This window comes from Bradyrhizobium sp. SRL28 (genome assembly GCF_018596315.1).
In the GTDB taxonomy this organism is placed as follows: Bacteria; Pseudomonadota; Alphaproteobacteria; order Rhizobiales; family Xanthobacteraceae; genus Bradyrhizobium.
Map to the genome: position 1 here is coordinate 1 of NZ_JAHEAG010000223.1, position 453 is coordinate 453.

The window sequence follows — 453 nt, forward strand, 5'->3', positions numbered from 1 at the left end:
TGCGACGCTTACCAACGCCCAAGCCGCGCTGCGCTGGCTCAGTTCTCAACCGCCAAATCTGGAGGAGGTGCGGCAGACGCTCGATCACATCGTCAATGATGCCAAGCGAGCCGGCGAGGTCATCAACCAGATCCGTGCCCTCATCAAGAAAGCACCCGCGCGGAAAGATAGCATTGACGTCAATAACACTATCCTCGACGTCATCGCCCTGATCCGAAGCGAAGTGCTCAGACATGGCGTCTCATTACAGACCGACCTTGCGACCGGCTTGCCGCTCATCAAAGGCGATCACGTCGAGCTGCAACAGGTCATTCTCAACCTGATCCTCAATGCGGTCGAAGCAATGAGCTGCGTCGACGAGGAGGCGCGGGAGTTACGAATCAGCACGAACACGGATACCTCGAACGGTGTGCTCTTCGCGGCGCGGGATACCGGTCCGGGGCTGGATCCGAC

Annotated in this window: 1 protein-coding gene; it reads left to right on the plus strand. The window is 58.9% G+C overall.

Annotation, left to right across the window (positions count from 1 at the left end; all coding sequences use genetic code 11):
- A partial coding sequence (locus KIP88_RS46090) for a sensor histidine kinase (RefSeq protein ID WP_374226623.1) occupies positions 1-453 on the plus strand: 453 nt, incomplete at both ends.